Origin of the sequence: Ectothiorhodospira variabilis (assembly GCF_022227625.1) — a bacterium.
Lineage (GTDB): Bacteria > Pseudomonadota > Gammaproteobacteria > Ectothiorhodospirales > Ectothiorhodospiraceae > Ectothiorhodospira > Ectothiorhodospira haloalkaliphila.
Genome location: NZ_JAJNAO010000005.1, coordinates 87,638 through 111,597 on the forward strand (window position 1 = coordinate 87,638; position 23,960 = coordinate 111,597).

The 23,960-nt window shown below is 65.6% G+C and carries 19 protein-coding genes; 9 read left to right on the forward strand and 10 right to left on the reverse strand.

The features are described 5' to 3' along the window. Positions 1-23: 23 nt before the first annotated feature. The gene (locus LPW30_RS07600) at positions 24-1,214 is read left to right on the forward strand and encodes an efflux RND transporter periplasmic adaptor subunit (RefSeq protein WP_239680502.1); all 1,191 of its coding nucleotides are present in this window, start codon (positions 24-26) and stop codon (positions 1,212-1,214) included. 2 nt (positions 1,215-1,216) lie between these two features. Here LPW30_RS07600 and LPW30_RS07605 read toward each other — a convergent pair whose 3' ends face one another. Next, complete coding sequence (locus tag LPW30_RS07605; RefSeq protein WP_239680503.1) at positions 1,217-3,760, reverse strand: protein kinase domain-containing protein; 2,544 nt, start codon at positions 3,758-3,760, stop codon at positions 1,217-1,219. A gap of 160 nt (positions 3,761-3,920) precedes the next feature. On the opposite strand from LPW30_RS07605, the gene LPW30_RS07610 reads away from it, so the two are divergent. After that, positions 3,921-4,907, forward strand: coding sequence for a glutathione S-transferase family protein (locus LPW30_RS07610; protein ID WP_025281447.1), 987 nt, complete (start codon positions 3,921-3,923; stop codon positions 4,905-4,907). Here the strand turns inward: LPW30_RS07610 and msrB are convergent. Next, complete coding sequence (gene msrB / locus LPW30_RS07615) at positions 4,840-5,268, reverse strand: peptide-methionine (R)-S-oxide reductase MsrB (protein WP_239680504.1); 429 nt, start codon at positions 5,266-5,268, stop codon at positions 4,840-4,842. The genes LPW30_RS07610 and msrB overlap by 68 nt on opposite strands. A gap of 164 nt (positions 5,269-5,432) precedes the next feature. On the opposite strand from msrB, the gene LPW30_RS07620 reads away from it, so the two are divergent. The 3 genes from LPW30_RS07620 to LPW30_RS07630 are packed head-to-tail and all read left to right on the forward strand — an operon-like array spanning position 5,433 to position 10,087. Further along, positions 5,433-6,506, forward strand: a complete 1,074-nt coding sequence (locus tag LPW30_RS07620) for an EAL domain-containing protein (RefSeq protein ID WP_239680505.1) — start codon at positions 5,433-5,435, stop codon at positions 6,504-6,506. 39 nt (positions 6,507-6,545) lie between these two features. Beyond that, a complete protein-coding gene (locus LPW30_RS07625) occupies positions 6,546-7,919 on the forward strand; it encodes a glycoside hydrolase 100 family protein (RefSeq protein WP_026623645.1) in 1,374 nt (457 codons plus the stop codon). After that, positions 7,916-10,087: an HAD-IIB family hydrolase gene (locus LPW30_RS07630; protein WP_239680506.1), complete on the forward strand. Its 2,172-nt coding sequence runs from the start codon at positions 7,916-7,918 to the stop codon at positions 10,085-10,087. The genes LPW30_RS07625 and LPW30_RS07630 overlap by 4 nt, the downstream gene beginning before the upstream one ends. A 190-nt stretch (positions 10,088-10,277) precedes the next feature. Here LPW30_RS07630 and LPW30_RS07635 read toward each other — a convergent pair whose 3' ends face one another. After that, a complete protein-coding gene (locus LPW30_RS07635; RefSeq protein ID WP_239680507.1) occupies positions 10,278-12,176 on the reverse strand; it encodes an ATP-binding cassette domain-containing protein in 1,899 nt (632 codons plus the stop codon). Between the two features lie 195 nt (positions 12,177-12,371). On the opposite strand from LPW30_RS07635, the gene LPW30_RS07640 reads away from it, so the two are divergent. Then, complete coding sequence (locus LPW30_RS07640; RefSeq protein WP_239680508.1) at positions 12,372-13,319, forward strand: GGDEF domain-containing protein; 948 nt, start codon at positions 12,372-12,374, stop codon at positions 13,317-13,319. A gap of 24 nt (positions 13,320-13,343) precedes the next feature. Here LPW30_RS07640 and LPW30_RS07645 read toward each other — a convergent pair whose 3' ends face one another. From LPW30_RS07645 to LPW30_RS07655, 3 genes are all read right to left on the reverse strand, one after another. After that, entirely contained in the window at positions 13,344-14,558 is a 1,215-nt protein-coding gene (locus LPW30_RS07645; protein ID WP_239680509.1) for a TraB/GumN family protein, read from the reverse strand. A gap of 71 nt (positions 14,559-14,629) precedes the next feature. Further along, positions 14,630-15,796 carry a coiled-coil domain-containing protein gene (locus tag LPW30_RS07650; protein ID WP_239680510.1) on the reverse strand — a complete coding sequence of 389 codons (1,167 nt, stop codon included), beginning with the start codon at positions 15,794-15,796 and terminating at the stop codon, positions 14,630-14,632. Next, entirely contained in the window at positions 15,793-17,268 is a 1,476-nt protein-coding gene (locus LPW30_RS07655; RefSeq protein ID WP_239680511.1) for an adenylate/guanylate cyclase domain-containing protein, read from the reverse strand. Before LPW30_RS07655 ends, LPW30_RS07650 begins: the two co-directional genes overlap by 4 nt. A 176-nt stretch (positions 17,269-17,444) precedes the next feature. Here LPW30_RS07655 and LPW30_RS07660 point away from each other — a divergent pair, with 176 nt between their 5' ends. Beyond that, complete coding sequence (locus LPW30_RS07660; protein ID WP_239680512.1) at positions 17,445-18,383, forward strand: hydrogen peroxide-inducible genes activator; 939 nt, start codon at positions 17,445-17,447, stop codon at positions 18,381-18,383. Here LPW30_RS07660 and LPW30_RS07665 read toward each other — a convergent pair. The 4 genes from LPW30_RS07665 to LPW30_RS16015 all read right to left on the reverse strand — a co-directional run bounded on the left by LPW30_RS07665 (position 18,375) and on the right by LPW30_RS16015 (position 22,404). After that, on the reverse strand, positions 18,375-19,295 hold the full coding sequence (locus LPW30_RS07665; RefSeq protein WP_239680513.1) for a pentapeptide repeat-containing protein: 921 nt from the start codon (positions 19,293-19,295) through the stop codon (positions 18,375-18,377). The genes LPW30_RS07660 and LPW30_RS07665 overlap by 9 nt on opposite strands. 20 nt (positions 19,296-19,315) lie before the next feature. Next, positions 19,316-19,852 (reverse strand): Slp family lipoprotein, encoded by a 537-nt coding sequence (locus tag LPW30_RS07670; RefSeq protein ID WP_239680514.1) that lies wholly within the window; start codon positions 19,850-19,852, stop codon positions 19,316-19,318. After that, the gene (locus LPW30_RS07675; RefSeq protein WP_239680515.1) at positions 19,845-20,702 is read right to left on the reverse strand and encodes an HDOD domain-containing protein; all 858 of its coding nucleotides are present in this window, start codon (positions 20,700-20,702) and stop codon (positions 19,845-19,847) included. The genes LPW30_RS07670 and LPW30_RS07675 overlap by 8 nt, the downstream gene beginning before the upstream one ends. Before the next feature lie 142 nt (positions 20,703-20,844). Then, positions 20,845-22,404 carry a response regulator gene (locus LPW30_RS16015; RefSeq protein ID WP_274521651.1) on the reverse strand — a complete coding sequence of 520 codons (1,560 nt, stop codon included), beginning with the start codon at positions 22,402-22,404 and terminating at the stop codon, positions 20,845-20,847. Positions 22,405-22,594: 190 nt separating this feature from the next. Here LPW30_RS16015 and LPW30_RS07685 point away from each other — a divergent pair, with 190 nt between their 5' ends. Both LPW30_RS07685 and LPW30_RS07690 read left to right on the forward strand, forming a co-directional pair. Next, entirely contained in the window at positions 22,595-23,290 is a 696-nt protein-coding gene (locus LPW30_RS07685; RefSeq protein ID WP_025281461.1) for an SDR family oxidoreductase, read from the forward strand. A 17-nt stretch (positions 23,291-23,307) separates the two neighbouring features. After that, the gene (locus LPW30_RS07690) at positions 23,308-23,895 is read left to right on the forward strand and encodes an FKBP-type peptidyl-prolyl cis-trans isomerase (RefSeq protein ID WP_239680516.1); all 588 of its coding nucleotides are present in this window, start codon (positions 23,308-23,310) and stop codon (positions 23,893-23,895) included. Positions 23,896-23,960: the final 65 nt, after the last annotated feature.

The window sequence follows — 23,960 nt, forward strand, 5'->3', positions numbered from 1 at the left end:
TAGATGAACAGAGGTAAGCCAGCATGACCTGGAAGAAAAAGCTCCTCACCATCCTCGCAGCCGCCACCCTCCTGCTCCTGCTGACCCTGGCCCTGATGCCATCGCCGATCCCGGTCAGCACCAGCCAGGTTCAGCAAGGCCATTTTGCCGAGGTGATCGAGGACGAGGGCCGCACCCGCCTGCGCGAACCCTTTACCGTGACCGCCCCCATCCACGGCTATTTGCGCCGCGTCACCCTGGAACCAGGCGATGCCGTGCAGGCGGGCATGCCCCTGTTCCGGATCGAACCCGCCCCGGCCCCGGCCCTGGACCCCCGCGCCCGGGAGCAGGCCCAGGAAGCCATGGCGGCGGCCCGGGCGCGCCTGGAGGCTGCCCAGGCCAACCGGGAGGCCCGCGCCACTGAGCATGAGTTGGCACAGGTGGAATACGAACGGGCCGAACGCCTGCACCAGCGGGCTCTGATCTCCTCCGAGGAACGGGACCGCCGCCGCGCCCAGCGGGACGCCACCCGGGCCGCGGAACAGGCCGCCCGACATGCGGTGGATGTGGCCCGCTTCGACCTGGCATCGGCCCGGCTGCAACTGGAGATCGCCGATGGCCAGCGGGCCGACGAGACAATCCCGGCCCTTGCCCTGGAGGCCCCCATCGACGGTGTCATCACCCGGCGGCATCGGCGCGACGAGGGGCCGGTTCAGGCCGGCGAGGCGATCCTGGAGCTGGGCAACCTGGATGATCTGGAGGTGCAGGTGGACCTGCTCTCCCTGGAGGCCGTGCGGGTGCGTCCCGGGATGCGGGTGATCCTGGAGCGCTGGGGTGGCGGCGACCCACTGGAGGCCCGGGTGCGACGCGTGGAGCCGGCGGGATTCGAGAAGATCTCGGCATTGGGGGTGGAGGAGCAGCGCGTCTGGGTCTGGTCGCGGATCATCTCACCCCGGGAGGCGTGGGCACACCTGGGGGATGGTTACCGGGTGGAGGCCCGGTTCGTGATCTGGGAGGGGGAAGATGTGGTGCACATTCCCACCAGTGCCCTGTTCCGGGATCAGGACCGTTGGGCGGTGTTTGTGGCGGAGGATGGCCGGGCCCGTTTGCGTTCGGTGGAAACGGGCCGCCGCAGTGGCCTGCGCACGCAGGTCGAGTCGGGGCTGGAGCCGGGGGAGCGGGTCATCACCCATCCGGGTGAACGGGTGCAGGATGGTGTGAAGGTGACAGAGTGAGGTTAATGATCATGATAATAATCCGATGCCGACCCACTGAACTGCCCCGGCCGGGGCATGCGCCGGAAGGCTTCGATGCAGCCACGCAGGGCGCGGGCCATCTCGCCGCCGGTCTGATAGCGCTTGGCCGGGTCCTTCTGCAGGCTCTTGGTGACGATCACTCCCACCAGCGGGCCCAGTTCCGGACGCAGGTCGGTGATCTCCGCCGGATGGGTCTGGGTGATCTGGTAGACCAGACCGGCCATGGTGTCGGCGGTGAAGGGTAACTGACCGCTGAGCATCTGGTAGAGCATCACCCCCAGGGAAAACAGGTCGGTACGACTGTCCACCGGCTTGCCGGCCACCTGCTCCGGCGACATGAACGCCGGTGTGCCCAGGATGGTGCCGGTGCGGGTCTTGTTGTGATCGGTCACGCTGGCGATGCCAAAGTCCGTGATCTTCACCAGGCCCTTGCCCTGATCGTAGATGACGTTGGCCGGCTTGATGTCCCGGTGAATCACCTCCTGCTGATGGGCATAGTCCAGGGCATCGGCCACCTGGGCGCAGACCTCCAGGACCTCGGTGATGGGCAGCAAGGTCAGGGGCTGGGTGAACTGATCCAGGGGCACCCCCTGCAGGTAGTCCATGGCGATGAACGCCAGATCATGCTCCTCACCCACATCATAGACAGTGACGATATTGCGGTGATTCAGCCGCCCGGAGGCCTCGGCTTCCCGGAAGAACCGCCATTTGGCCTGCTCCAGCAGTTCCGGCTCGAACTCCCGGTTCAGGGCCAGGGTCTTGATGGCCACCTTGCGCTGGATATGCGGGTCCACCCCCAGGTAGACAATGCCCATGGAGCCCCGGCCCAGCTGACGCTCCACGTTGTAACGCCCGATCATGGGCTTTTCCAGGCTGTCATCGTCCACGGCCAGTTCCCGGCCGCCGCCCATGCGCTGCATCTCCCCCAGCCGGGGCTGGCGGCTGCCTACGAAGGGCTTGAGCCGCTCCAGGCGCTGGGTGGTGTCGCGAAAATCCGAATGCCGGGATTGCAGGAACCGGAACACCTCCACGGCGCGCCCGTACTGGCGCCGACGCTCGAAGTCGCGCCCCAGCTGGTAGAGCTGGGCGAACAGGGTGTCGCTGTCCAGACGGCAGTGACGATAGGCGTCGAAGGCCGGCTCCAGATGCCCCTGCCCCTGCTGGCCGATACCCAGTTGCAACCAGGCCTCGGAGGCCTCGCGTCGATCCCCCTCCAGACGATCCAGCAGCCAGCAGCGCAACGCCAGCAAAGGATGCCCCAGGGCAATCACCAGGGCCGGCAGCACCACGGGCAGCCACCATTGCAGAAGCAGCACCAGCCCGATGGACAGGTTGAGCAGCACGAAGACCGTCACGCCGCTGATCAATAGTCCCGTGGTGGACAGGTGCAGCCGCGCGGGCAGCCACAGCAGGTACAAGGCCGCCAGGAGGATCAGCAACCGCTCGGCCCCATGGAACCAACCACCCGTAGCCACCCGGTGCCCCTCCACCAGGGCGGCCGTGGCCCAGGCACTCCAGGTGGCCTGGGGCAGTGTCAGGCCCGCGTGGGACATGAGCGGCTGACCGGCGCCCTCCGCCATGCCAAGAATCACCGCGCGCCCCTGGATCTGGCTGTTGCCCAGATCCCCGGCCATGAGAGTGTCCAGGCGATGAACCTCCACCTGACGACCACGCGGATCGTGTCGGGGCGGAATCACCCCCAGTGAGCGATCCGGCCCCAGGGTGATCCGGGTCTCTCCCAGGCGCAGGCCGCGGCCCGGTTCCACGATGATGTCATCAACAGCAACACCCCGGACAGCAGCGGCCAGCGGCACCGCAAAACCCGCCAGATAGCCCTCCTCCACCGGCACGATCCCAGGGGCCAGGGGACGGGGACGATCCGGCGTGGCGGTGGCGGCAGGCAGGCCGGCAGTGGCCAGCGCCCGGGTGGGCCAGTGCACGGCCAGATCGCGACCGGGTGGCTCGGCGGGCCGAAACAGGGGGCGAAACACGCCCCAGTCGTACCAGGCTCTCGCCGAGCGATCCACATTCAACAAGGCATCGGGGTGAGGCACCGACGCTGTCCCGGCCCCCATGGCCAGCGGCGCCGCCAGCACGCTCCGGCCGTGGCCGGTCAGTGCTTGGGCAAGGCGATCATCGGTATCCAGTTCATGGCGCCAGGACTCGGCCATCTCAGGCCCCAGAGCATTCCGGGCCTGCCCCAGCCAGGGCTCCAGGCGGGGCGGCGTATGGGGGTGGTCCAGGGGCAGATGCAGTCCGATGGCCGCCGCGCCCATGGCATCCAGACGTTCCACGGCACGGGCCAGCCGGGCCCGATCCAGGGCCTGAGCGGAGTCGTGAATCTCGATCAGGGTGACCGGCACACCGGGGCGCATGTCCGGCACCAGCCGGGTGGCCAGGCTGCGCAGGCCTTCATCCAGAGGGCGCAGGGCGTCGCTGAAGCTGCCCGCCAGCACGACCAGCAGCACCAGGCCAATCAGGCCAGCGGGGCCAAGAACCGCCTTGCGCAGCGTCGGAAGTGACAATACCGGGTCTCCTGTGCAGTCGCTCACGTTTTACCAGAAAATCAGCGGCAAAGCCCGCCCGCCAAGCAGTGACGAACGGTGAACGATTGTTCCTGCATCCCGGTCCCATGGAATAATGACCAAGGGCCCACAATGGCCCGACATTCCTCAGGGAGGCATCATGAGTCTGCTCATCAAGGGCCAGTTGCGCAGCGACTGGCTGGCCGCGGAGACCGAGGATGGCGAGTTCATCCGCCAGGACTCCCAGTTCCGCCACTGGATCACTCCGGATGGGACCCCTGGCCCCAGCGGCGAGGGGGGCTTTGCCGCCGAACCGGACCGCTATCATCTGTATGTCTGCCTGGCCTGCCCCTGGGCCCATCGCACCCTGATCTTCCGGGCCCTGAAGGGGCTGGAGAACCTGATCAGCGTGTCCGTGGTGAACCCTTACATGCTGGATGAGGGGTGGAACTTTCACCCCTATCCGGGCAGCACCCCGGACCATGTGAACGGCTTCGAATTCCTCCATCAGGCCTACACCCTGGCCGAGCCGGAATACACCGGCATCATCACCGTGCCCACCCTCTGGGACAAGAAGCGCCGCACCATCGTCAACAACGAATCGGCGGAGATCATCCGCATGTTCAACAGCGCCTTCGACGCCTTCATCGACCGGCGCACGGATTATTACCCCAAGGACCTGCGCGGGGAAATCGACCAGGTCAACGAGCGCATCTACGAGAACCTGAACAACGGCGTTTACCGCTGCGGCTTTGCCACCGAGCAGGCGGCCTACGAGCGGAACTACGACAGACTGTTCGACACCCTGGACTGGGTGGAGGAGCACCTGTCACGCCAGCCCTATCTGGCCGGGGATCGGATCACCGAGGCAGACTGGCGGCTGTTCACCACTCTGGTGCGGTTCGATGCCGTTTATTACAGCCACTTCAAGTGCAACCGCCGCCGCATTATCGACTACCCCAATCTGTGGGAATACACCCGCGAGCTCTACCAGGTGCCAGGGGTGGCCCAGACGGTGAACATGGACCACATCAAGACCCACTACTACGGCAGTCACGAGCACCTGAACCCCAGCGGCATCATCCCCCGTGGTCCGGATCTGGACTTTTCGCGCCCGACGGCTCGAAATCCAGGGCAGCGGAGTTGATGCAATAGCGCAGCCCGGTGGGATGGGGGCCGTCATTGAACACATGCCCCAGGTGGGCGTCGCAGGATGCGCAGCGTACTTCCACCCGCTTCATCCACAAACTGCGGTCGGTATGCTCGGTCACGGCCTGCTCATCCACCGGTTGCCAGTAACTGGGCCAACCGCTGCCGGAATCGTATTTATGATCACTGGAGAACAGCGGCGCACCGCAGCAAATGCAGCGGTACAGGCCTGACGCCTTGTGGTCGTAATACTCCCCGGTGAAGGGCGGCTCGGTGCCCGCCTCGCGGGTCACCCGGTAGGCCTCCGGGCTGAGTTGCTCCCGCCACTGGGCATCGGTTTTGCTGGTCTTTTGCGTCATGAATCACCTCATGTTTTCAACGCTGACAATGGATCGGGTATGATCCCCCCGGAGTGGCAGCGGCTTGCGGCACCGCTGCGCACGCCGATGGTCCCTTGGACCATTCTGGCTGACAAAGGCTCCGGGAGAACACCGCCCAAGGGGATAATGGGGAGGGGAAGAGCATGACATGCAAAGATTGCCAGGTGATTGAACGCAGTCCCCAAGGACCGGGCAGCCTGTTCCTGGCACCTTTCCTTTCCCACACCCTCAAGGCCCTCAAGCAGCAGCTGAGCAACCAGGGCATCCAGGCCCAGGAGGTGGATGCCGGGGTGCTGCAAGTGCCCGTGCCCACGGGCGGCCCCGGCGCCGTGGACGCCACCCTGCGCAAACACCTGAGCGAGGCGGAGATCACCGACTGCCGCGCCGTGTTCCTGCCCGAGGGCGAGGCCTTCACCCTGGCCACCCTGCCCCACACGCAAAGTCTGATGACCCTGCTGGCCCGGGCCGGCAGCGGCTGGCTGGCCGACATGATCGAGGCCGAGCGTTTCATCTTTCACTTCCAGCCCATCGTCCACTGCCAGAATCCAGGACAGATCTTCGCCCACGAATCCCTGGTGCGCGGCTATCTGTCGGACGAGGATCGGACGCTGGTCTTCCCGGACCGACTCTTTGGCCAGGCCCGAGCTTCGCAAATGATGTTTCAACTGGATCGGGCGGCTCGCATCAACGCCATCCGCCAGGCCGTGGGGCACGGTTTTGATGGGCGGGTGTTCATCAACTTCAATCCCACCACCATCTACGATCCCACTTATTGCCTGAAGACCACCCTGGACGAGGTGGAGCGTCTGGGCGCCGACGCCCATCGGCTGGTGTTCGAGGTGGTGGAATCCGAAGAGGTTTCCGACTCGGGGCATCTGCGGCGTATCGTGGATTTCTATCGGAACGCCGGTTTCCAGGTGGCCCTGGACGATCTGGGGGCAGGCTATGCCTCGCTGAACCTGCTCTCGGAACTGCGGCCGGATTTCGTGAAGTTCGACCGGGCCCTGGTGAGCCACGTGGATCAGGACGTCTTCAAGCAGAAGGTGCTCGCCAAGCTCATCGAAATGGCCCACGATCTGGGCATCCTGACCATTGCCGAGGGCGTGGAGGAAAAGGCCGAGTGGCAGTGGCTCAAGGCCCATGCCGTGGACTATGTTCAGGGGTATCTGTTTGCCCGGCCGGGCTCCCCTCCGCCCCGACCGGTGGTGCCCACGTAAACCTCACTCCATGCCCCACACCACCGAGGATCATCGCGCTTGACCGACCCCATCAGCTCCGCCTACCGGCTGCTCGAGGCCTCCCTGGTGTATCACCGGGGTGATGTCGTGGGCACCATCGCCAGTCTCGACTCCCACGCCCCGGCAGACAATTACTCCGACTGCTTCGTGCGCGACTTCGTCCCCTCCGGGCTCGTGTTTCTGCTGGATGGCCGCAGCGACGTCGTGCGCAACTTTCTCTCCCTGGTGCTCAAGCTCAGGGACCAGCAGGAAGAGGTGGAGGGTCATCGGGCTGTGGCCAAGGTGATGCCCGCCAGCTTCCGGGTGCTGTGCAACGAGGAGGGAGAAGAGGAGATCCACACCGACTTCGGCGACCGAGCCATTGGCCGGGTGGCCCCGGTGGACTCCATGATGTGGTGGCTGATCCTGCTGGTGGCCTACGAGCGCATCTCCGGGGATACCGACTTCACCCGCTCCCGGGAGTGCCAGCGGGGCATCCGCATGATCCTCAACATCTGCCTGCAGGACCGCTTCGAGATCTTCCCCACCCTGCTGGTGCCCGATGGCTCGTTCATGGTGGATCGGCGCATGGGGGTGTATGGCCATCCCCTGGAGATCCAGTCGCTGTTCTTCGGCGCCCTCAAGGCCGCGCTGGCCATGCTGGATGACGCCGATCCGGACAACCAGGGCGTGCGCGAACAATCCGCCAAGCGCCTGGAACAATTGGTGGATTATGTGCGTCATTATTACTGGCTGGATGATGATCGGCTCAACCGCATCCACCGCTTTCGGACCGAGATATTCGGCTACGACTCGGAAAACGCCCTGAACATCCATCCGGAGAGCATCCCCGACTGGGTGAGCGACTGGCTGCCCCTGGACGCGGGCTACCTGGTGGGCAACCTGGGCCCGGGGCGCATGGATTTTCGCTTCTTTGCCCTGGGCAACCTGCTGGCGGTGCTGTTCGGGCTGGCCGACGAATCGCAGTCGAAGCGGTTGATGCACCTGTATGACCAACGCTGGGACGACCTCATGGGCATGATGCCGGTGAAGCTGTGCTTTCCCGCCATGCAAGGCGAGGAATGGCGCCTGAAGACCGGCTCGGACCCCAAGAACATCCCCTGGTCATACCACAACGGCGGCAACTGGCCGGCCCTGCTCTGGGCCTTCACGGCGGCGGCGCTGCATGCCGGGCGCGGCGATCTGGCCCTGCGGGCCCGGGAGGTGGCCACCGAGCGCCTGGCGGCCAACGGCTGGCCTGAATATTACGATGGTCGCAATGGGCGCCTGATTGGTCGTCGTGCCAATTACAACCAGACCTGGTCCGCCACCGCCCTGATCCTCACCCACAAGTTCATCGAAGATCCGTCCACCCTGGACGTTTTGAGTCTGAAGGGATCTGATAAGGCATGAAAAAAACCCAAAGCAAGGCAACCCGCGGTGAGGGGTTGTACATCGTTCTGGTGAGCATCCATGGCCTGGTGCGCGGGGAGAATCTGGAACTGGGCCGGGACGCGGATACCGGCGGCCAGATCAAGTACGTGGTGGAACTGGCCCGGGCCCTGGGCGGCCACCCGGAGGTGGGGCGGGTGGACCTGCTCACCCGCCGGGTGGAGGACAGCCGGGTGTCGGATGATTACGCCCAACCGGAGGAGGATCTGGGCGAAGGCGTGCGCATCGTCCGCCTGGATTGCGGCCCGCGGCGCTACCTGCGCAAGGAAAAACTCTGGCCCTATCTGGACTGCTTTGCCGACAACGCCATCAAGTACATCCGCGGCGTGGGTCTGATGCCGGATGTGGTGCATGGGCACTATGCCGATGCCGGCCATGTGGCGGTGCGGGTGGCCAACCTGATGGGCGTGCCTCTGGTGCAGACCGGGCACTCCCTGGGCCGGGTCAAGCGCGAGCGACTGCTGGCCAAGGGGGCCTCCGAGAAGGAGATTGAATCCCGCTACAGCATCAGCCGGCGCATCGACGCCGAGGAAGAGGCGCTGGGCAACGCCTACATGGTGATCGCCAGCACCCAGCAGGAGGTGGAGGAGCAGTACGCCTCCTACGATCACTATCAGCCCGAGCGCATGGTGGTGATCCCGCCGGGCACCGATCTGCGCCGTTTTCATCCCCCCAAGGCACGCTCGCCACGACCGCCCATCTACAAGACCCTGGCCCGGTTCCTGAAAAAACCGGACAAGCCCATGGTCCTGGCCCTGTCGCGCCCCGACGAGCGCAAGAACATTCCCACATTGGTGAAGGCCTTTGCCGAGCATGCCGAACTCAGGGAGATGGCCAACCTGGTGATCGTCGCCGGCAACCGGGATGCCATTCGTGAACTGGACAAGGGCGCACGGGACGTGCTCACCGAGGTGCTGATGCTCATCGATGACTACGACCTGTACGGCTCGGTGGCCTATCCCAAGCACCACAGTGCCGATGACGTGCCGGACCTGTACCGCCTGGTCACCCGCACCCGGGGAGTCTTCGTCAATCCGGCGTTGACCGAGCCCTTCGGGCTCACCCTGATCGAGGCCTCCGCCAGCGGCGCGCCCTTCGTGGCCACCGATGATGGCGGGCCCAGGGACATCCTGCGCTACTGCCAGAACGGGGTGCTGGTGGACCCCCTGGACTCGGAAGGCATGGGCCAGGCCATCTTCGACATCCTGGGCGATTCGGATCGCTGGAAAAAGCTATCGGACCGGGGCCTCAAGGGGGTGCGCAAGCACTATGCCTGGGAGGGGCATGCGCAAAACTACGTCAAGCGCATCAAGAGCCTGCGCCGCGAGGCCAGCCGCAGTCGTCGGGGTCAGCAGCGCCTCTCCGGCAAGCTGGCCAAGGCTGATCGGGCCCTGATTTCCGATATCGACAACACCCTGCTGGGAGACAAGGGTGGCCTGCGATCCATGCTGCAACGCCTGAAGGAAGAGGGGCGCGAGGTGGCCTTCGGCATCGCCACCGGTCGACGCCTGGATTCCGCCATCGACATCCTCAAGGAATGGGGCGTACCCACGCCGGACGTGATGATCACCTCGGTGGGCTCGGAGATCCACTACGGCCCGGAGATGACCAAGGATGAAGGCTGGGCCCGGCACATTGATTACCGCTGGCAACCGGAGGCACTGCGCGAGGCCCTGCTGGAACTGCCGGGCATCCAGTTACAGCCCAAGGTGGATCAGCGCCGCCACAAGATCAGTTTCTTCGTGGATCCGAGCTTGTCCCCCTCCATGAAGGAAATCGAGCGTCTGCTGCACCAGAAGGATCTGCACGCCAATATCATCTACTCTCACGACCATTACCTGGACCTGCTGCCGGTGCGTGCTTCCAAGGGTTTCGCGGTGCGTTATTTCGCCGACAAATGGGGCATCCCCCTGGAGCGGGTGCTGGTGGCCGGTGATTCGGGCAACGATGAGGACATGCTGCGCGGCAGCACCCTGGGGGTGGTGGTGGGCAATCACCAGCAGGAGTTGGAGAAGCTGTACGGTTTCAAGCGGGTGTACTTCGCCGATGCCACCCACGCAGGCGGGATCGCCGAGGCCTTTGACCACTATCAGTTCTTCGGCCGCTGCGGGGTGCCCGAAGAACCGTAAGCCGGCCCCCTGTGGGAGCCCCCACTGTGAGAGCCCCCCTGTGGGAACCACTCCTCCTCTCCTGTGGGAGCCGGCCTGCCGGCGATGCGCTGCGACAGCAGCGCCCGGACCAGACCAGGTGCCCGCCGCTTTCGCGGGCAAGGCCCGCTCCCACAAGGGGGGCCCTCCCGGAAGCCCGCTTTCGGGGAGATCAGTCAGCCTGCTCCAGGGCCTCACACGCCTCCATCCACTGAGCCTCCACATCCTCCAGTTCCCGGTTGACCTGGGCCTGGCGACCCAGGAGTTCCTGGAGTCGGGCCTTCCCATCCGCCTCGTACAGGCCTGGATCGGCCAGGTCAGCTTCCAGTGAGGCACGCTCCTCCTCCAGGCGGGCATGGGCCTTTTCCAGCCTGGCCACCTTGTCCCTCAGCGGCTTTTGCCGGCGCCGCTGCTCGGCCTCGTCCCGGCGCCTGGCCTTGCGAGAAGCGGCGCTTTGCTCTCCCACCTCCCGGGTCGCGTCCCGGGCGGCCTCAGAGGCCTTCTCACGGGCCGCCAGCCAGGCCCGGTAATCCTCCAGATCGCCATCGAATTCCACCGCCTGACCATCCGCCACCAGCAGCAGCTCATCGCAGACACTGCGCAGCATGTAGCGATCGTGGGACACCAGCACCAGCGCCCCCTCGAACCCCTGCAGGGCCTGCTCCAGGGCATGACGCATGTCCATGTCCAGATGGTTGGTGGGTTCGTCCAGCAACAACAGATTCGGGCGCTGATACACCAGCAGGCCCAGCACCAGCCGGGCCTTCTCCCCACCGGAGAAGGGGCCCACCGGGTCCAGGGCCTGATCCCCATGGAAACCAAAGCCGCCCAGAAAGTCCCGCAACTCCTGCTCCCGGGCCTTCTCGTCCAGGCGCTGCAGATGCAGCAGCGGGCTCGCCTGGCTGTCCAGTTGCTCCAGCTGGTGCTGCGCGAAATAGCCCACCTTCAGGTCTGGTGCCGGCTCACGGTCGCCGGCCAGTGGCATCAGGGTCCCGGCCATGAGCCGGATCAGGGTGGACTTGCCGGCACCGTTGGGGCCGAGCAGGCCCAGACGTTCACCCGGGTGCAGGGACAGCTCCACCCCCTGAAGCACCGCCGGCTCGCCGTAACCGGCGTTCACATCATCCAGCTTGAGCAGCGGATCAGGAAGCCGATGGGGGGCGCGAAAGCTGAAACGAAACGGGGAATCCGCGTGGGCCGGGGCCACCCGGGTCATGCGCTCCAGGGCCTTGAGACGGCTCTGGGCCTGGCGGGCCTTGGTGGCCTTGGCCCGGAAACGCTCCACGAAGCGCTCCATGTGGGCGATCTCCCGCTGCTGACGCTCGTGCTGCGATTGCTGCTGGGCCAGGGCCTCGGCGCGGGCCTGCTCAAAGGTAGAGTAATTGCCGGTGTACAGGGTCATGCCGCCCCGCTCGATATGGGCCACATGGGTCACCACCCGGTCCAGGAAGTCCCGGTCATGGGAGATCAGCAGCAGGGTGCCGGGATACCCCCCCAGCCACTGCTCCAGCCAGATCACCGCTTCCAGGTCCAGGTGGTTGGTGGGTTCGTCCAGCAGCAGCAGGTCGGAGCGGCACATCAGGGCCTTGGCCAGGTTCAGGCGCATGCGCCAGCCACCGGAGAACGACGCCATGGGCGCCACCTCCTGCCCCGGCTTGAACCCCAGGCCGTGCAGCAAGCGCCCTGCACGGCTCTCGGCAGTCCAGGCATCAATGGCATCCAGCCGGGCATGCAGTTCACCCAGACGACTGCCGTCCTGGGCCGCTTCCGCCTCGGCCACGGCGGCCTGCAGGCGGCGCAGTTCTTCGTCTCCGTCCATCACATAGTCCAGGGCGGAGCGGTCGCTGGCCTCCACCTCCTGGGCCACGTGGGCGATCACCCAATCCGACGGCAGGGAGCACTCACCCTGGTCGGCCCCCAGTTCCCCCTGCAGCAAGGCGAACAGGCTGGACTTACCGGTGCCATTGGCGCCCGTGAGGCCCACCCGCCAGCCGGGGTGGATGGTGAGATCCGCATCCTCGAAAAGGACCTTGGTGCCACGGCGCAGGGTGAGATGATCGAATCGGAGCATGGGGGTGGAGTTTATCAGTCCGGGTCTCCTGCCGGCATCACGGGATTCTGACGCCCGGCGGCAAACCCCTGCAGTCCGTGGTGCCAGATTTCCGGCACCACCAAAGAAGAAACATGCACTTCATTGTTTCAAATGAAGTTATTTTCATGGCACAAAAATCGCATCAAACGGGACAAACTCAGCCGAGACCCTGTCATGCGACACGTGATCCGCCCGATGCTGGAACAGGCCAATAATGGCGACAACACCCTGATGGCCAGCCCGCAGCTGCTGCAGGGCGGCCTGGCCCGGTCCGAACGCCACACACCGAGTGTGCCGACCCTCACCCCGGCGATGATATTGCATCGGCTGCAGACCACCCTGGAGCTGGAAGAACTGCTGGAGATCTTCTCCAACGCACTGGCCGGCATGGTGCCCCATGACGGTCTGACCTTCGACCACCCGGACATGGGCATCCACATCAGCCAGGGTCGGCTCTCCCGTCATGTGTGCAGCTACAACCTCATGGTGGAACGCACGGAGATTGGCCAGCTTCGGCTGCTGCGCGGGCGCAAGTTCAAGGAGCAGGAGCTCATTGCCCTGGAGGAGGCCCTGAGCATGCTCACCTACCCTCTGCGAAACGCCCTGCTCTACCGCCAGGCCCTCACCTCGGCCCAGACCGATCCGCTCACCGGACTCCTGAACCGGACCTCCATGACCCGCATGCTGGACCGGGAACTGGCCGTGGCCACCCGGTCGGGGCGACAGGTGTGCATGCTCGTGGTGGACGTGGACTTTTTCAAACAGGTGAACGACACCCATGGCCATCAGGCCGGTGATCACGTGCTGGTGGCCGTGGCGGAGCGGCTCAGGGCCCTCACCCGCAAGAGTGACATGGTGTTCCGCTACGGCGGCGAGGAGTTCGTGATCGTGATCAGCGAAACCGATGCCGAGTCGGCTGCCACGGCGGCAGAGCGCGTTCAGGAAGTCATCCGCAGCGCCCCCCATACACTGGATGCGGGCCAGCAGATCCGGATCACCGCGAGCATCGGCGTGGCCATGCAGCGCCCCGACGATAGCCCGGCCAGTCTGTTCAAGCGGGCCGATCAGGCCATGTACCGGGCCAAGAATACCGGCCGCGACCGGATCGAGTGGGAAGACTGAGGCCCTCGCCGGACCTCGCCGGGCTTAGCTGCCCAGCAGGCGCTCAGCGATCCTGAACCCTGCCGCATAGGTGCCGATGGCCGAACCCAGGGTGGTCAGGATGAACACCAGCAAGACCCGGGACACCCGGTTCTGCCACCACCCCCGCAGACGTGCCGTATCCCGACGCAGGCGTGAGAAGTCGCCCACCGTGGGCTTGCGCAGCCAGGTTTCCATGGCGGCGGCCACGAAGCCCACCCCGATGGTGGGATTGAGTGACGTCAGGGGGGCCGCCAGCGCTGCTGTCACCACCGTCACCGGATGGGCCGAGGCAATGATGGCCCCCAGTCCGGCCAGGCCCCCATTGATCAACACCCAGTCGGTCACCAGTTGCCAGCCCAGATCCGGGTTGCGGCTGAAACCGATGGCGAAGCCGGTCAGGATCAGGGCCACGATCAGCCAGGGGATCAACTTGGGCCAGCGGGCCGGCGGCGGCTCCTGGTCCAGACGCTCCACCACCTGGGCCGGCGGCTCCCCTCCCTGCTCCTTGAGGGCCTCGCGGATGCCGGCCAGGTGCCCGGCGCCCACCACCGCCAGGATATGCCGATAGTCCTTGTTGGCGGCCTCCTGACGCAGGCGGGCGGCCATGTAATGATCCCGCTCCTGAATCAGCGGCTCATACAGGGCCCGGGATTCCTCGGCAAACTGGGTGAAGGTGGATTCGAGCATGTCGCCGCTCTTGAGGCGTTCGATCTCCGCCTCGGTGACCTGTTCGCGACTCATGACGCTGGCCATCAAACCACCGAACAGGTTCATGCGTCGCCACCAGGGCACGTTGCGATAGCAGCGTTTGAGGGTGGTGCCCACCTCCCGGTCGATGAGCAGTACCGGCAGGTGGGCATCGCGGGCCTCGTTGATGGCGGCGCGCATCTCGGCCCCGGGCTCGATACCAAACTGCTCCGCCAGGCGCTGCTGGTAGGCCCCCAGGGCCAGGCTGGCCGTGACCATGGGCACCTTGCCCTGGCGCAGCACCTGGAACAGGTTCATGCGGGACAGGTCATCGGGACGGACGATGGCATTGTGCCGGCTGGGACAAAGCTCCACCGCCACGGCGTCGTAATCGCCGCTGCGCAGCAATTCGCTCACCGTATCGGCCGACACCTGGGAGACATGGGCCGTGCCCAGTACGGTGATGCGGGTGCCATCCAGCTCAGTATGAAAACGGGGGTCTTCCGAATGAGGGGTCTGCTGAGAGTCCATGGGGTGTCCAGAGGGGTACGGCGGTTCTGATTGAAGATCGCAACCTTAGCAGGCGCGGGGGTCCCTGTCTGCTATTGCTCTTCAGCCTCGGCCCCACCCGCCTCGTCCGCCTCGTCCGCGTCGTCCGCGTCGTCCGCGTCGTCCGGGATCGGCTCGGGTATCACCATGGGCTCCCCCTCCAGACCACGCAGGGACTCCAGCACCCGCTCCGCGCGCTGCACGTGGGCCTGAAGCTCGGCATGATTGGGGCGCAGTTCCAGCAGTTCACGCCAGGTTTCCACCGCCTGTTCGATCTCTCCGTCCAGGTACTGGCGGCGCCCCTCCTCCAAGCCCAGGGTGATGCGGGTATCGATGGCCTGATCCAGCTCCCGCTGCAGGCGCGGCAGAGATTCATCCCGGGGGCGCGTGCGCTCCAGCCCCTTGAGGTGTCGGCTGGCGGCATTCAGATCGCCTGACTGCATGGCCTCGTGATAGTGATCGAACAATTCCCTCGAGCGGGCCTCCCAGGCCGCCTGGCGTCGGGCATGGTCGGCCTGGCGCTGGGCGGCCTGGACCTGTGCCTTTGCCTGTTGGGCCGAGTCGAGCATCTCCAGGGTGTCATTCGTCGGCCTCAGGGCCTGCGAGAGACTCAGGGCGTCCACGGCCAGGCGCAGCTCCTTCGCCTCCAGGGCCAGGCCACCCAGTTTCTGCAGATCCTGGGCCACTTCCAGGGAGTCCTGGCGGATGCGCCCCAGCTCACGTGCCGCCTCCGCATCCTCGGGATCCACCCTCGCCAGTTCCGCGTAGATGGGCCGCAAGGCGGCCAGGGAACGTCCGCGGGCCAGCATCAGGCGCACCTGCAGGTCGGTGAGGCGCCCTTCATACTGCACCCGGGCCGTCTCCCGGGCCGCCTGCAGGGGGGCGCTGTCCGGCAGCATGACCAGCCCCCGATCATAGACCTCCAGGGCGTCCAGCCACTGCTCGCGCCGCAGCAGGGCCGCCGCCTGCATCAAGATGGCCTGCTCCAGATGCCCGGTCATCCGTTCCAGCCAAGCCTCCCGGGCCTCCATCTGCTGCGTGCGCTCACCCGTGGGCAGCTCCGCCAGAAGGGCCTGGGCGCGCTGGTATTCATGGGCCTTGAAGGCCTCATCCACCTTCTGGGACAGGGTTGTGATCTCCACCTCCAGGGGGGCACAACCGCCCAGTACCAGCAGGCCCAACGGCAGCAGGGCAGCCCAGGGTCGCACCAGACGCCTCATGTGATCCGCTCCTTGCACAGCAGCCGCTCGATCTGTCGCTCCATCGCTCCCCGATACAGGTCACTCAGGTCATGCACCTGGCAGGTGGCCACGGGCTGCGTCTTGCCGCGGATGGCAATGGAGCGGTGGGGCTGCCCCCGCACCCGCCAGCGGATGTCCGGGTCCTCGAACAATGCCTCGCAGATCAGCACCTGACCGGGCTCGGCGGCGGTCATCAGGCGCGAGGCCAGGTTCACCGCATCCCCCACCACCGTATATTGCATGCGATCCTCGGCCCCCATGTTGCCCGCCATCATGGGGCCGCTGTTGATCCCCACCCTAAAGCGGATGGGCTCCTGCCCCTCCATGTCCCGCAGCTGGTTGAGCCGTGCCACCAGGTGCTGCAGCATGACGCCGCTGGCGATGGCGTGAAAGCGATGGTCCGGATCCTCATCGGTGACGCCGAACACCACCATCACCCCGTCTCCCATGAACTTGTCGATGCTGCCCTGGTGCAGCCGGGCGATATGGCTGACATGGGTGAAATATTCATTGAGCAGCCCCGCCACCTTGTCCGGGTCCATGGTTTCGGACATCCGCGTGAAGCCGGCAATATCCGCGAACATCACCGAGGCCTCCACCTGACGCCCCCCCAGTTTCACCCTGTCCAGATTGCTCATGATCTCCCGGGCCACACCCGCCGACACGTAGCGGCTCAGGGCCCCCTCCACCTGGGACTTTTCCAGCAAACCCTGGGCCATGCGGTTGAAGGCCGACATGAGGTGACCGATTTCGTCCCGGCGGCCTTCCGGCAGACGATACCGGTACTCACCTTCGCCGATGGCGCGGGTGGCCTCCACCAGGCGATGCACCGGGCGGGACAGGCGCTGTCCCATGAGAAACGCGGCGGCGCCGCCCAGTACGCTCATGAATACCGTGGTGAGGATGATGGCGTTGGCCGCGGCCCGGGTGCCGGTCTGCTGAGCCGAACGGCTCAAGGTGACCATGGCCGAGCCCAGGGTGATGTCCTGAAAGCGGATCTCTTCCCGGTAGGCGGTCTTCTCGGTATCGGCAAAGTACAGAAAGGTGTGCGGGAAGGGGGCGGGCGCCTTGTCAGCCCCCAGGCTGTCCTGCCCATGCTCGGGAATCATGCCGGAATGGGCCAGACGTTCGCCGTCGCGGTCAAAGACGGCCGCGCCCAGCACGGCCTCGCTGCCGGCCAGGTTGGTGATGAGGGCATTGAGGGCCAGGCTGTCGTCGGCGAGCACCAGTTCCTTGGATGACTCTGCCAGCTGCATCACCATGGCCTGACCGAAATCGTCCATCTGACTGCGCAGCAGGGCACTTTGCTGATTGAGGATCACCACGCCCACCAGGGCCATGCAGGTGACGATCAGCACGCAGATGGTCAGACCAAGCTTGAAGGCGACAGGCACATGATCGGGCAGGAATGCGGCCCATCCGCTCCGCAGCCTGTCGAGCAGGGATGCCATGTGTGGTCTCGCTGGATTGAATGTGGGCCCCGCCATCCGGAGGGGGGCGCAAGTCCCGGGATCATAACACGCCGCCCGGCCCCCGAACGCCCCATGCGACCCATCCACCGCGATGGCCTCCCCCTGCATCCTTCAGTACACTCGAAACACCCCCTCACCTCTGGATGAGATGCGACATGACCCTGACCGAACTTCGCTACATTGTCGCGGTGGCACGCGAGCGACATTTCGGACGGGCCGCCGAGGGCTGCAATGTGAGCCAGCCCACCCTGAGTGTGGCGGTGAAAAAGCTGGAGGAGGAGCTTGGGGTGGCGCTCTTCGAGCGCAGCAAGACGGAGGTGAGCATCACGCCGGTGGGGGATCAGGTGGTGCGTCAGGCCCAGCGGGTGCTGGAAGAGGTGGACAGCCTGACCACCATTGCCCATCAGGGACGGGATCAGCTCTGTGGTCCCTTGCGCCTGGGGGCCATTCACACCATCGGCCCCTATCTGCTACCCCATCTGGTACCCGAGGTGCACCGGCGCGCCCCCGGGCTGCCCCTGATCATCGAGGAGAACTACACCGCCCGGCTGGCGGAGAGCCTCAAGCGGGGTGAACTGGATGCCATCATCGTGGCCACCCCCTTCGAGCAGCCCGGCGTGGTCACCCTGCCCCTTTACTCGGAGCCCTTCGTGGCCGTGCTACCGGCGGACCACCCCTTGAGCCGGCGGCAGAAACTGGACATCAACGAACTCGCCCGGGAAACCCTGCTGCTGCTGGGCTCGGGGCATTGTTTCCGGGAGCAGGTGCTGCACTTCTGCCCGGACTGCCACGCCACCGTATCCTCCGGCAACAGCATCCAGCACACGGTGGAGGGCAGTTCCCTGGAGACCATCCGCCATATGGTGGTGACGGGCATGGGGGTCACCATCCTGCCCTGCTCGGCGGCGGGGGCAGATCGTTATGCCCAGCACCTGCTGTCCATCCGTCGCTTTCAGGAGCCGGTGCCCACCCGCCAGGTGGCCCTGGCCTGGCGCACCAGCTTCCCGCGCCCCAAGGCCATCGAGGTGATCCGCCAGGCGATCCTCGAGACCCACGTGCCGTGCCTGGAGATGGTCAGCGAACCCTCAGGGTGAATCGCAGGTGCCGGTCGAGCCGGGAGCGCAGACGCGACCATCGGTCCAGATGGCGCGACCGAGCAGGGTATCCGTGAGATCGGCATTGTCCAGGCGGGCACCCCGCAGGTCGGCATGGCTCAGGTCGGCATCGGTGAGGTTGGCGCCGATGAGCACCGCCTCCTGAAGTACCGCGCCGGTGAGTCGCGCCCCCTGCAGATCGGCCTGGTCCAGACGGGCACGCCGCACATCCGCGTAGCTCAGGTCGGCATTGGCAAGTTGTGCACCCTCCAGGCGGGCGCCCAGCAGGTCCGTGTTACTCAGGTTCGCGCCGGTCAGGTCCGCGTCGCGCAGATCCATCCCCACCATGCGGCAATAGCTCCAGTTGACCCCCGGCTCGGCCGGTGCCAGACAGTCCGCCAGCACATCCGGCTCAGGTCGTTCCATCACCAGCAACAGCGACAACAACAGGATCAGCAGTCCGGCGGCCACGCCGATCCAGAGCCGCGGCCCCTGTGGGAGAGGGCTGACAGACTCTGGCGACTGCAGCAACTGCACGCGCTGGTAGCGGTGACTGACCAGTTCCGGAGGTTCGGGCCGACGGCGATCTTCCGCCCGCTGATCCGCGTCGGAGGGCAATTCATCCGGATAGGGTCGGGCACGACGCTCGGGGGAGCGCTCGTCCTCACGGCGCCTGGCCTGCAGCAGACGCTCGCGGCCCTCCGGGGTGTCGGTATCATAGAACTCCACCGGGATCAGGTGAGGCTGGGAGCGCACGGCATACCAGCGTTGCCGGTCCAGACTGACCTCGTCCTCCATGCGCAGACGGCCCAGCAGCAGATAGCTGCGAATCAGCCTCTCCGGATAAGGTCCCCTCACCTCTCCACTGCGGCGGGTGAACCAGAGTTGATGCTCATTTTCCATAAGCTCCATGCACTCGGTCGCGAGGGTCTTTAGTTGCTCAGTATCACACCAATACCGATGTTGAAGCGCGGCCGCGTGGTGGCCGGCTCGTCCTCCCGAGGCCAAAGGTAATGATCTTCCGCCCCCAGCACAGGATAGCGATAGGGGGTTTCACCCACCTGGCCGGTCACCGTTCTTTCCAGCGTGCCGGTGACCGTGAGCAGGCGACCGGGGCTGTAATCCACGCTTTCCAGGTAACCGGGCACGCGGACCATGAAACGGCCCTGGGGCGTGCGTTCGGTCCGGGGGCGCTGCCGACGGTCCAGGGGGTAGGCCAGGATCTCCAACTGGGTGGCCTCTTCCAGATTGCGGGTGTTGACGATCATGCCGCCCCAGACCACCTGCTCTCCTGCTGCCCCCTCGTCAGACATGGCCACCCGTGATGGGGTCAGCATGGAAAGGGTGTCCTGGGTATCAAACTGCGGCCCGGTGGCGCAGCCGACCAACCCCAACACCCCGACCAGCGCCGCTGGCAGCCACCACCGGCGACGCCCGGGCTGTTGCAGGCGATGGATCATGTCACCCATGGTCAAGGATCAGGGCCTCCACTTCCACCACCTGGTGCTGGGCCCGGTCGATGATGGAGGGCAGCACGGAGGGGTCGAGGCCGGAGCGTTCCCAGGCCTCGGCCTGAATGGGCGGCGCATCCCGGGGATCGCGGGTGTCCACCTCGGCCATGTGGGCGACGGTGTTGGCAATGTGCACCAGGGCCACGGCGGCCTGGTGTTCCTGGGCCGCGGCGGGTTCATGATGATAGCGGATGCAGGCCAGCAGCTTTTCAGGCAGATGCCAGCGGGCAGCCAGTTCACCACCCACCTGGGCGTGGTCGTAGCCCAGCACGTCCCGCTCCGCCTTCTGGGGCGGCGTGTGTCCGGCGTTCTGCAGGCCCAGGAGGAAGGCCTCGTGGGCTGCATCGGGTTCGCGATTGAAGATCAGCAAGCGACCGATGTCGTGCAGCAGGCCGGCGATGAACATGGTTTCGCCATCGCGCATCTTCAGGTCCTCGCTGAGAAGTCGGGCCACCAGACCGCAATAGATGCTGTGGCGCCAGAAGTCCTCCATGGACATCAGGTCGTTGGGGATGCCGTCGAAGACCTTGGTGACAGTGGTGGCCAGCACCAGGTCGCGGATCTGGCGGGTGCCGATCACCTGTACGGCCCGGGTGATGGTGTCGATCCGGTTGGATAGGCCGTAGAAGGGGCTGTTGGCCAGTTGCAGCAGGCGAATGGTGAGCGCTGGATCCTGGCTGATCACCCGGCCGATGTCCGCTGCGGTGGACTCGTCATCGTCCACCATGGCGTTCAAACGGCTGGCCACCGCAGGCAGGGAGACCAGGCCGGCCCCTTGTTCCACCAGTTGTTCAATACTCAGTGACATGCCATCTCCCGGTTCTCCACTGCCAAGCGTGAGCGGGCAGGCTTCTCTGGATGATAGACCAGATCACACCGCCCGCAGGCACCTGTCGCCATCATACACCCTCAGGTTTACCCAATAGCACCGGGGCACCCAACCGGAAGAACTACAGCAGCGCCCCGCCCAGGAAAAAGGCCAGCAGCATCAGGGCGACGACACCCACGCCAGCCAGGGCCAGGTTGCGCTGGAACCGGCGGCGTTGCTGGTTTTCCTCCCAGCGATGCACGGAGGTGTCTCGGGCACTTGGGGTGGAGGACGGTGTCGGTGTGGGCGCAGGCGCGGGGGCGGCAACGGGCTGGGCAGGCTGCTGGGGCGTGGCCTTCTCGTCTCCTCGGGAAACGGAGCTTTCCAGGGCATCCAGGGCCTCGGCGAGCTGGGCCTCCAGGTGTTTGCGCTTTTCCGCTTCCTGGCGTTCCAGTTGCTGTTGCCTTTTCTCCATGAGATTCAGTTCGCCGCGCAGGGTGCGCAACTCCCCCTGGGAGGCCTCGCGCTCCTGTTCCATGCGTTCCACCCGCGAGATCGCCTGGACCAGTTCATCCTCCACCTGCAGCCTGGCCAGTTCCGCGGCCTCTGCCCGGGCCTGGAGATTGCCCTGGGATTCTCCGGAGGCTCTGCCGTTGGAGCTGGCCAGGGCGCGCTCGGCGGCACCGGTGCGTTCCCGGGCGGATTCCAGTTCGGCCTTGAGCCGGCGCACCTCGTCGGCATCCCCCTCGGCAGGCTCCCGACGCAGCTGCTCAAGCTCCTGACGCAGGGCGTGGAGTTCTCCCTGGGCCTGATCCCGGGCCGCAGAGGCCTCCTGGATCTGGGCATCCCGCTGCAGTAGTTGGGCGGAGGCTTCCTGCAATTCCCCTTGCAGCCCCTCCAGGCGTTCCTGGCTGCGTTCGGCCTGCTCCTGCTGTTCGTGCAGGCGGGTGCGTAGCTGCCCGTTGGCCCGCTGGGCCTCTTCCAGGGCCTCGCGCTCCTTGGCCAGGTCGGCCTCCAGGGCGGCGATGCGGTCCTTGGCGTCGCGTTCGTCCGAGGTCTGCTGACGCAGCATGAGTTCGGTACGCAGTTGGCGCATGTCGCCCTGCAGCCGTTCCCGCTCCTTGACGGCGGCCCGAGCCTGGCTCTGGGCATGTTGCAGTTGTTCGCGCAGGGTGTTGATTTCGGTCTGGGCGGCAGCCAGTGCGGCTGTGTCCGGATGGGGTTCGGCAGCGGGCCGGGGCGTGGCTTCTGCCATGGGGGTGGGAGCCGTCGCTGCGGGGGGTGTTTCTCCTCCTGCCAGCAGTTGCTCGGTGGTGTTCAGCACGTGGTCGGCGCGAAAGGGTTTCATCACCACATCGTTGGCGCCGCGCTCGGCGGCCTTGCGCCGGGTACCTTGGTCGTCCTCGTTGCCGGTGACGATGACCACGGGGAGGGACTTGAGGCGGGCGTCGTCACTCTCGCGGATGCGCTGCAGCAGGCCGTAGCCGTCCAGCTGGGGCATGGAGAGGTCGGTGAACACGCAGGCGATACCGGGATTCTGCTCCAGCAGGGTCCAGGCCTCCATGCCATCGGGGGCATCCACCACCTGGTAGCGCCGCCGCAGGATCTTGTTGAGCGCCTGGCGCATCACGCGGGAGTCGTCCACCACGAGAATCAGTGGTGCGTCGTCCTGCGGGCCGCTGGTGTCGGCTGGTGAGGTCATTGGCGCGTACCCCCTGTTTCACGGTGGTTGTTCTGGTATCAAGTATGCCCCGGTGCAAGTTTAGCCGTAACCCCTGCGGGGGCGTGACCTACCAGTCTGGTCGGCGCTTCCTTTCGTCGGCGCCTTGATAGCGGCACCGGGGCGGTTCATCATCACCGCCATCATATTCCATCCGGGAGGATTGTCTGACATGTCTGAAACCGTACTCATCACTGGGGCCAACCGTGGTATCGGCCTGGAAATGACCCGTCAGTTTGCGGATGCAGGTTTTCGGGTGTTTGCCTGTTGCCGCAATCCGGAGGGTGCGCGGGATCTGAGCCGGCTGGCCGCCAGCAAGCAGGGGCAGGTGAGCCTGCATCCGCTGGACGTGACCAATCCGGCGCAGATCCAGGCCATGGCGGACATGCTGGGGGATACGCCGCTGGATATCCTGATCAATAATGCGGGGGCCTTTGGTCCGACGACGCCCTTTGGCGATACGGATGTGGAGGCCTGGCTGGACACCTTGCGTGTGAATACGGTGGCGCCGCTGAAGATGATGGAGGCGCTGGTGGATCGGGTGGCTGCGAGTGATCGGCGCTTGATGGTGAACATTACCAGCAAGATGGGCAGCATCGCGGACAATGGTTCGGGTGGGTTGTATGTGTATCGCTCCACGAAGGCGGCCTTGAATGCGGTGGTGGCCAGTGCGGCGCTGGATCTGCAGCCGAGGGGGATCACGGTGGTGGCGATGCATCCGGGTTGGGTGCTGACGGATATGGGGGGTCCCAGTGCGGAGATGACGGTGACGGAGAGTGCGACGGCGTTGCGGGGGTTGATGGATGACATCACGCCGGCGGATGCGGGGCGGTTCATCGATATCAATGGGGCGGATATCCCCTGGTAGGGATCAGGGCGCTGACGATGTTTGTTTCGCTGTTGCGTAATGTGTTGTTTCTGGCGGTGGTGAGTCTGTTTTCGCTGGTGCTCATTTTTGTGGGCGCCCGCAGTTGTGGCTTGACGCCGGAGCAGCAGGCGGATGAGTTGTTGTTGGCGGAGTTGAATATCGAGGAGGGGGAGGCGTATCGGTCGGCCAATGCGGCCCGGCCGGGGGTGGTGACGTTGCCCAGTGGGTTGCAGGTGGAGGTGCTTGAGTGGGGTGAGGGGCCGGTGCCGGGGCCGGATGATCGGGTGTTGGTGCATTATCGGGGGATGCATCTGGATGGGCGTGTCTTTGATAGTTCGTATCGTCGGGAGTTGCCGGCGGTGGTGGCGGTGGAGGATACGATTCCGGGCTGGCGGGAGGTGTTGGTGAGTCTTCCGGCCGGGAGTGAGGTGCGGTTGGTGGTGCCTTACAATCTGGCTTATGGGCCCGGGCGAGCGGGGGATGTGATCGGTCCGGCGGAGACGTTGATCTTTGAGTTGGCGTTGCTGGAGGTGTTGGGGCCGGTGGAGGAAGTTGAGGAGGTGCTGGACCCGATGCAGGAGACGGTGCCTGGGCTGGGGCGTTGAGTTGGGGATGGGTGGCAGGCCTGTTGGTGCGGGGTATCCCTCTCCGCGGGTCGCCGTGAATACGT

Bases quoted from the DNA above. Each gene is read 5' to 3' on its own strand.
- LPW30_RS07610 (WP_025281447.1), top strand. From the start codon at position 3,921: ATGAGTCTGCTCATCAAGGGCCAGTTGCGCAGCGACTGGCTGGCCGCG.
- LPW30_RS07630 (WP_239680506.1), top strand. From the start codon at position 7,916: ATGAAAAAAACCCAAAGCAAGGCAACCCGCGGTGAGGGGTTGTACATC.
- LPW30_RS07640 (WP_239680508.1), top strand. From the start codon at position 12,372: ATGCGACACGTGATCCGCCCGATGCTGGAACAGGCCAATAATGGCGAC.
- LPW30_RS07635 (WP_239680507.1), bottom strand. From the start codon at position 12,176: ATGCTCCGATTCGATCATCTCACCCTGCGCCGTGGCACCAAGGTCCTT.
- LPW30_RS07655 (WP_239680511.1), bottom strand. From the start codon at position 17,268: ATGGCATCCCTGCTCGACAGGCTGCGGAGCGGATGGGCCGCATTCCTG.
- LPW30_RS07650 (WP_239680510.1), bottom strand. From the start codon at position 15,796: ATGAGGCGTCTGGTGCGACCCTGGGCTGCCCTGCTGCCGTTGGGCCTG.
- LPW30_RS07665 (WP_239680513.1), bottom strand. From the start codon at position 19,295: ATGGAGCTTATGGAAAATGAGCATCAACTCTGGTTCACCCGCCGCAGT.
- LPW30_RS07620 (WP_239680505.1), top strand. From the start codon at position 5,433: ATGACATGCAAAGATTGCCAGGTGATTGAACGCAGTCCCCAAGGACCG.
- LPW30_RS07690 (WP_239680516.1), top strand. From the start codon at position 23,308: ATGTTTGTTTCGCTGTTGCGTAATGTGTTGTTTCTGGCGGTGGTGAGT.
- msrB (WP_239680504.1), bottom strand. From the start codon at position 5,268: ATGACGCAAAAGACCAGCAAAACCGATGCCCAGTGGCGGGAGCAACTC.
- LPW30_RS07675 (WP_239680515.1), bottom strand. From the start codon at position 20,702: ATGTCACTGAGTATTGAACAACTGGTGGAACAAGGGGCCGGCCTGGTC.
- LPW30_RS16015 (WP_274521651.1), bottom strand. From the start codon at position 22,404: ATGACCTCACCAGCCGACACCAGCGGCCCGCAGGACGACGCACCACTG.
- LPW30_RS07600 (WP_239680502.1), top strand. From the start codon at position 24: ATGACCTGGAAGAAAAAGCTCCTCACCATCCTCGCAGCCGCCACCCTC.
- LPW30_RS07670 (WP_239680514.1), bottom strand. From the start codon at position 19,852: ATGGGTGACATGATCCATCGCCTGCAACAGCCCGGGCGTCGCCGGTGG.
- LPW30_RS07645 (WP_239680509.1), bottom strand. From the start codon at position 14,558: ATGGACTCTCAGCAGACCCCTCATTCGGAAGACCCCCGTTTTCATACT.
- LPW30_RS07660 (WP_239680512.1), top strand. From the start codon at position 17,445: ATGACCCTGACCGAACTTCGCTACATTGTCGCGGTGGCACGCGAGCGA.
- LPW30_RS07685 (WP_025281461.1), top strand. From the start codon at position 22,595: ATGTCTGAAACCGTACTCATCACTGGGGCCAACCGTGGTATCGGCCTG.